Source organism: Nocardia sp. NPDC058497 (genome assembly GCF_042720195.1).
Taxonomy (GTDB): Bacteria; Actinomycetota; Actinomycetes; order Mycobacteriales; family Mycobacteriaceae; genus Nocardia.
In genome coordinates this window covers 2,598-10,400 of sequence record NZ_JBHXMY010000179.1, presented here as the reverse complement: position 1 = coordinate 10,400, position 7,803 = coordinate 2,598, and the positions used below count along the sequence as shown (strand labels likewise).

Genomic DNA, 7,803 nt, shown 5'->3' with positions numbered 1-7,803 from the left:
CGGACTGCCCGGTCGCCGTCGTCTACCGCGCGAGCCAACCCGAACAACTGATCCTGCGCGGCACCCTCACCGACATCGCCGACCAGGTCGAAGCCGCCGGCCTCCGCCAAGCCGCCGTCATCCTGGTCGGCCGCGCCATGACCCCGTCGATCGACTGCGCCCAGTCCCACCTCTACGACCCGGCCAGGGTCAGAGGCCTCAGTCAGTAGTCACAACAAACCAATTGGTGTGATCCACGCCTCATTCGCTGCGGCGACTGGGCGCTCCCGCGACGATATGCGCGCACAGACAAGCGTCAGCTAACGGGCCGCTGTCGGTCTACCTGGGCCGATGTCGCGTCGCTATGGAGGTGGTTGGTTGCCTGGCGAGCGCACCGGTAGATTGGTGCGATGGTTTGCGACGAGCACACCGGCGCAGTCGGTCAAACGATCATGGGCATGGTCTCGGCCATGTAACAAGATCGGACGGGCCGACAGATAGTGCCAATGGACATTTTTTGCCTGATTGATTTCGAGAATTGAACCCGAGACGCAGGCGCCACGCTAGTTCTGGCTGAGGCGCCTGCGTTCCGGTGTCGTCGGGGGAGCGCCTGCTCAGGTGTTCCGGAAACGAGGTTTGGGTTGGACCGGCTGGATTTCGGCGGAAACGGCGAAACTGGTGACGGACGTGGAGACTCTGCGGAGTACTTCCCGCTCTCGCCCGCACAGCTGGGTATCTGGTACGCGCAGCACGTCGACCCGCTTGTGCCGATCAACATCGCCCAGTTCGTCGACCTGCGTGGCCGCCTCGATGTCGCGACCCTCGAGCGCGCCAGCTCCGAGGCCGCCGCGGAGCAGCAGTCGGGCTTCCTTCGCATCGTCGAGATCGACGGCGAACCGATGCAGACCGTCGACCTCACCCAGGACGACACGCTGATCTATGTCGACCTGCGCGGCGAGTCCGACCCCGAGGCCGCCGCCGCCGAGTGGATGCGCGGCGAGTACAGCCGCCCGCTCGACATCGTCAACGACCGCCTGGTCCAGGCCGCCGCGCTGCAGCTCGAGGACGAGCGCTGGTACTGGTATGCCCGCGTCCACCACATCGTGCTCGACGGTTTCGGCGCCAACAACTTCGTCACCCGCACGGCACAGCTCTACACCGCGGCCGTCACCGGCGCGGAGGCTCCGGCCAACAAGGCCACCGACCTGCGCACGCTCTACGAGTCGGAGATCGCCTACCGCGACAGCTCCCGCTTCGAGTCCGACAAGGCGCACTGGGCCCAGCGCGTGGCCGGGCTGGAAGAGGGCAGCAGCCTCACCGGCCGCTCGGCGCCGCCGTCGCCGGTCAACGACGTCACCAGCGCGGCACTGAGCCCGGCGCAGGACACCCTGTTCAGCGAGGCCATCACTCGCCACGACACCACCTCGGCGCCGCTGCTGATCGCCGGTTTCGCGGCGTATCTGGCGCAGATCACCGGCACCTCCGATGTCATCCTCAGCCTGCCGGTCACCGGCCGCACCACCGCCGTGATGCGCCGCTCCGGCGGTGTGACCTCCAACATCGTCCCGCTGCGCCTGCGCGTCGGCCACGACACCACCGTCGCCGACCTGCTGCGCTCGGTCACCACCGAGGTCTCCGGCGCCCTGCGCCACCAGCGCTACCGCCACGAGGACATCCGCCGCGACTCGGCGGGCGACGGCATGGTCGCCACGGAGTTCTTCGGCCCGTGGGTCAACATCATGCTGTTCGACAATTACCTGCGCTTCGGTGACATGGACGGCAGGCTCAATATGTTGACCATGGGCAGCGTCGAGGATATGGGCGTCAACTTCTATCAGTCGCTCGGGGGTACTCAGCACCATATCGACTTCGAGACCAACCCGAACCTGTACTCGGCGGCCGACGCGGCCACCCACCACAGCCGGTTCCTCGAGTTCTTCGACCGCTTCCTGGCCGCCGACGCGGTGGCCCCGGTGTGGAGCCTGCCGGTCACCGGCGCGGCCGAGCTGGAGCGCACGCTGACCGAGTGGAACGACTCGGCGCACGAGGTCCCCGCGACCACGCTGCCCGCACTGCTCGACGCGCAGATCCCGCTGACCCCGGACAAGATCGCCCTCGACTTCGAGGGCCAGACCCTCACCTACGCCGAGTTCGGCGCGAGGGTCAACCGGCTGGCCCGGTTCCTGATCGCCGACGGTGTCGGCCCGGAGTCGCTGGTCGCGCTGGGCATGCGCCGCTCGCTGGACCTGGTCGTCGGCATGCACGCCGTGCTGCGGGCCGGTGGCGCCTACGTGCCGATCGACCCGGATCATCCGGCCGACCGCACCGCCTACATCCTCGAGTCCGCGGCACCGGTCTGCGTGCTCACCACCACCGGCGACGACCTGGACCTACCGGACACGGTGGCCAGGGTGGAGATCGACACCCTCGACACCGCCGCCTTCGCCGACACCCCGATCACCGACGCCGAGCGCCTGGCGCCGCTGCGCCCGGACAACACCGCCTACGTCATCTACACCTCGGGTTCGACCGGTCGCCCCAAGGGCGTCGCGGTCACCCACCACGCGATCGTCAACCAAGAGCTGTGGATGCTCGACGAGTACCGGTTGACCGCCGACGACGTCTACCTGCAGAAGACCGCCACCACCTTCGACGTGTCGCTGTGGGGTTACTTCCTGCCGCTGATGGTCGGCGCCAAGCTGGTCATCGCCTCGCCCGACGGCCACCGCGACCCGCTCTACGTCGCGGACATGATCGAACGCCACGGCGTCACCGTGACGGACTTCGTGCCGTCCATGCTCACCGTCTTCGTTTCGCACGCCACCCAGGCCCAATGCGCCACGCTGCGTGCGGTTTTCGTCATCGGTGAGGCACTGCCGCCGGAGACCGCCGCCGGTCTGCGCGCGATCTCCACCGCGGGCCTGCACAACCTGTACGGCCCGACCGAGGCCGCGGTCTCGGTCACCTACTGGGAGGCCACCGAGGCCGACACCGTCACGGTGCCGATCGGTATCCCCGAGTGGAATGTCGAAGTCTACGTACTGGATTCGCGCCTGCGCCCGGCCGCGATCGGCGCACCGGGTGAGCTGTATCTGGCGGGCCGTCAGCTGGCGCGCTGCTACCGCGGCCGCCCCGACCTGACCTCGGACCGCTTCGTCGCCAACCCGGTCGGCGCCCCCGGCGAGCGCATGTACCGCACCGGTGACCTGGTGCGCTGGACCGCCGACGGCGTCCTGGAGTACATCGGCCGCACCGACTTCCAGGTGAAGTTCCGCGGTCAGCGCATCGAGCTCGGCGAGATCGAGACCGACCTGCTCGCGCACCCGACCGTCAGCCAGGCCGCGGTGCTGGTGGTCGACACCGCGACCGGTCAGCAGCTGGCGGCCTACATCGTGTCCGCACCGGGCCAGTCCGCCGACCCGGCGACGCTGACCCGATTCGTGTCCGAGAAGCTGCCCACCTACATGGTGCCCGCGTCGATCATGGTGCTCGCCGCGTTCCCGCTCAACACCTCGGGCAAGCTGGACCGCAAGGCCCTGCCCGAGCCCGTGTTCAGCGCCGCCGCAGGCGATTTCCGCGCGCCGCGCACCCCGGCCGAGCAGATCGTGGCCGGCATCTTCGGCGACGTGCTCAGCCAGGAGCGGGTCGGCGCCGACGACAACTTCTTCGAACTCGGCGGCAACTCGCTGGTCGCCACCCAGGTCGTCGCCCGGATCGGCGCCGCGTTCGGCATCCAGCTCGGTGTGCGCGCGCTGTTCGAGACCCCGACCGTGGCAGGTCTGGCCGCCCGCGCCGAATCCGTCTCGCCCGCAGATGTTTCAGCCGCGCGTCCGCCGCTGGTCGCGCTGCAGCATCCGGATCAGGTGCCGCTGTCGCTGGCCCAGCAGCGGATGTGGTTCATCAACCAGTTCGACCCCGCCGCGCCGACCTACAACCTGCCCTTCGTCGTGCGGATGAAGGGCCGCGTCGACGTCGACGCGCTGATCGACGCGCTCAACGACGTTGTCGTGCGCCAGGAATCGCTGCGCACGATCTTCCCGGACGCCGATGGCGGCTTCCAGCAGGTGCTCGGCCCCGACGAGTTCGACCTGGGCATCACGGTGACCCCGATCGACCAGTCGGTGCTGCACGACGAGCTGATCAACTTCGCCTCCACCGGTTTCGACGTCACCCTGGAACTGCCGATCCGCGTGCGGATCTTCCAGATCACCGGCGGAACCGCTGCGTCCAATGGCGCCGCTCCCGAGGGCTCTGCGTGGTCACGCTCCGCTACCGCCTCCGAGCCCGCCGGTCACGGCGCCGGCACACCGGAATTCGCGGTCGCCTTCGTCGTCCACCACATCGCGGCCGACGGTTTCTCCTTCGGCCCGCTGGCCCGCGACGTCGCCACCGCCTACCTGGCCCGCTCGGCGGGCGAGGCCCCCGGCTGGGCGCCGCTGCCGGTGCAGTACCGCGACTACACCCTGTGGCAGCGCGAACTGCTCGGCGCCGAGAGCGACCCGGCGTCGATGGCCGCGCGCCAGCTCGACTACTGGCAGCGGGCGCTGGACGGCCTGCCCGACCAGCTCGATCTGCCCAGTGACCGCCCGCGTCCGCAGCAGCAGAGCTTCCGCGGCGCGCGCGTCGGCTTCGATATCGACGCCGACACCCACGAGCAGCTGGCCGCGCTGGCCCGCGCCAACGGCGTCACCCTGTTCATGGTCGTGCACGCCTCGCTGGCCGTGCTGCTCGCGCGGCTGTCGGGCACCACCGACATCGCGGTCGGCACCCCCATCGCCGGCCGTGGCGAGCAGGCGCTCGACGACCTGATCGGCATGTTCGTCAACACCCTGGTGTTGCGTTCCGACGTCGACCCGACCCAGCCGTTCAGCGAATTCCTCACGCGCACCCGCGAAACCGACCTGAGCGCGTTCGCCAACGCGGACGTGCCGTTCGAGCGGCTCGTCGACGTGCTCAACCCGTCGCGCTCGCAAGCCCGCCACCCGCTGTTCCAGGTGGTGCTCTCGTTCCAGGAGATGTCGCACGGCACCCTGGAACTGCCCGGTCTGTCGGTCGACGCCGACGAGGTCGAGGTCGACATGGCCAAGTTCGACCTGCAGTGGACCCTCACCGAGGAGCACACCGGTTCGGGCTCGCTGTCGGGCATGACCGGCGTGCTCACCTACGCCGTCGACCTGTTCGACCGGTCGACCGTCGAGGAACTGCTGCTGCGCTGGCGGCGCGTGCTCGACGCGATCCTGGCCGACCCGGCCGTCACCGTCGGCGCGATCGACGTGCTCGACGACGCCGAGCGCACCGACCTGGTCACCCGCTACGGCGCCCCCGCCGCGGTGGCGCGCACCCTGCCGCAGCTGATGGCGCAGGCCGCCCTGGACACCGAGGCGACCGCGGTCGTGTTCGAGGGGACAGCTGTGGCCCTCCCGTCGCCCGACCACCACCCCTCATCGAGTCGCTTCGCGACGCTGTCATATGGCGAGCTGGATCGCCGCTCGAACCAGGTGGCGCGCTTGCTGATTCAGCAGGGTCTGGGTGCGGAAGACTTTGTCGCCGTCGCCGTGCCGCGTTCGCTGGAGTCGGTGCTCGCGGTGTGGTCGGTCGCCAAGACCGGCGCCGCGTTCGTGCCCGTCGACCCGAACTACCCGGCCGACCGCATCGCGCACATGATCACCGATGCCGGTGTGTCCGTTGGTATCACGGTCACCTCCGAGGCAGGCGAGCTGCCGGAGTCGGTGCGCTGGATCGAGATCGACGACATCGATCTCGACGACTTCTCCGATGCCCCGCTGGCCCCGCGCGAACTGGTCCGCCCGACCGATCCCGCGCAGCCCGCGTACCTGATCTACACCTCCGGTTCCACCGGTGTGCCCAAGGGCGTGGTGGTCACCCACGCGAGCGTCGCCAACTTCTGCGCCGAGCAGATCGACCTGTACTCGCTCGACTCCGACACCCGCGCATTGCATTTCGCCTCGCCGTCGTTCGACGCGTCGGTGCTGGAACTGCTGCTGGCCCTCGGCCGCGGCGGCACGCTCGTGGTCGTCCCGCCGGGCGTCTACGGCGGTGAGGAACTGCGTGACATCCTCATCACCGAGGAAGTCACCCACGCGTTCGTGACCCCGGCCGCGCTGGCCACCTTCGACGCACGCGGCCTCGATCACCTGCGGGTTCTCGCGGCCGGTGGCGAGGCGGTCCCGCCGGAGCTGGTCACCAAGTGGGCGGTCCGCCTGCCCGACGGCTCGCGCCGCATGCTCGGCAATGTCTACGGCCCCACCGAGACCACCATCGCCTCCAACCTCTCCGAGGGCCTGATCCCGGGGGAGCGGGTCGTCATCGGTGGCCCGATCCGCGGTGTCCACACGCTGATCCTCGACGACCGCCTGCGCCCCGTACCGGTGGGCGTGGCCGGTGAGCTCTACATCGGCGGCGTCGGCATGGCGCGTGGGTACCACGCGCGCGCCGCGCTGACCTCGGATCGCTTCGTCGCCAACCCGTACGCGCCCGGTCAGCGGATGTACCGCACCGGTGACGTGGTGCGCTGGACCGCCGACCGCAATGTCGAATACGTCGGCCGCTCCGACTTCCAGGTGAAGGTCCGCGGTTTCCGTATCGAACTGGGCGAGATCGACTCCGCGCTGGCCTCGCACGAGACCGTCGACTTCGCGGTCAGCATCGGCCACAAGAACAAGGGCGGCAGCACCTCGCTGGTGTCCTATGTCGTCGCGGTGCCGGGCCGTTCGATCGATGTGCCCGCACTGACCGAGCATGTCGCGCAGCGTCTGCCCGCGTACATGGTGCCGTCGTCGATCATGGTGCTCGCCGCGATCCCGCTGACGGTCAACGGCAAGCTCGATCGCCGCGCGCTGCCCGCGCCGGTGTTCGAGGTGCGCGAGTTCCGCGCCCCGACCACCCCGATCGAGCAGATCGTCGCGCAGGTCTTCGCCGACGTGCTCGAGCTCTCGCGCGTCGGTGTCGAGGACGACTTCTTCGAGCTGGGTGGCAACTCGCTGATCGCCACCCAGGTCGCCTCCCGCATCGGCATCGCCCTGGATACCCGTGTCCCGGTCCGCATGCTGTTCGAGGCGCCCACCGTCGCGGCGCTGGCCGCGCGGGTGGAATCGCAGGCCGGTGACGGTGCCCGCAAGGCGCTGGTCGCCCGCGAGCGGCCCGACCTGGTGCCGCTGTCGCTGGCCCAGCAGCGCATGTGGTTCCTCAACCGCTTCGACACCGCCTCGGCGGTCAACAACATCCCGGTCGCGATCCGGCTGTCCGGCGAGCTCGATGTGGCCGCGCTGCAGGTCGCTGTCATCGACGTGATCGACCGGCACGAGTCGCTGCGCACCGTGTTCCCCGAGTCGGGCAACGGCCCGGTGCAGGTGGTGCTCGACGCCGCGCAGATCGTCCCCGACCTGACCCCGTACCGGGTCACCGAGGACAACCTCATCGACCACCTGATCGACCTGGCGTCGATGGCCTTCGACGTGACCAGCGAAGTGCCGCTGCACGCACGGCTTTTCGAGATCAGCGAGACCGAGTACGTGCTCGGCATGGTGGTGCACCACATCTCCGCCGACGGCTGGTCGATGGCTCCGCTGTCGCGCGATGTCATCGTCGCCTACGCCGCGCGCACCTCGTGGGAGGCGCCGACCTGGGCCGAATTGCCGGTCCAGTACGCCGATTACGCGCTGTGGCAGCGTGAGGTCCTCGGTTCCGAGGACGATCCGCTGTCGCTGTTGAACACCCCGATCCACAAAAGGACCCCCGAACAACCCCAACAGCCCCACGCTCTGGGGCGACCCGCCGCCCACCCCCCCCCCCCCGGGCCCCCCG

Annotated in this window: 1 protein-coding gene and 1 pseudogene; both read left to right on the top strand. The window is 69.4% G+C overall.

The window, feature by feature from the left end; genetic code table 11:
* A pseudogene (locus ACFWPJ_RS14640) lies at nt 1-209 on the top strand (precorrin-4 C(11)-methyltransferase); the annotation flags it as partial.
* A 411-nt stretch (nt 210-620) separates the two neighbouring features.
* Nucleotides 621-7,803, top strand: a 7,183-nt coding sequence (locus tag ACFWPJ_RS14635) for an amino acid adenylation domain-containing protein (protein WP_378851262.1), incomplete at its 3' end; no start/stop codon positions are given.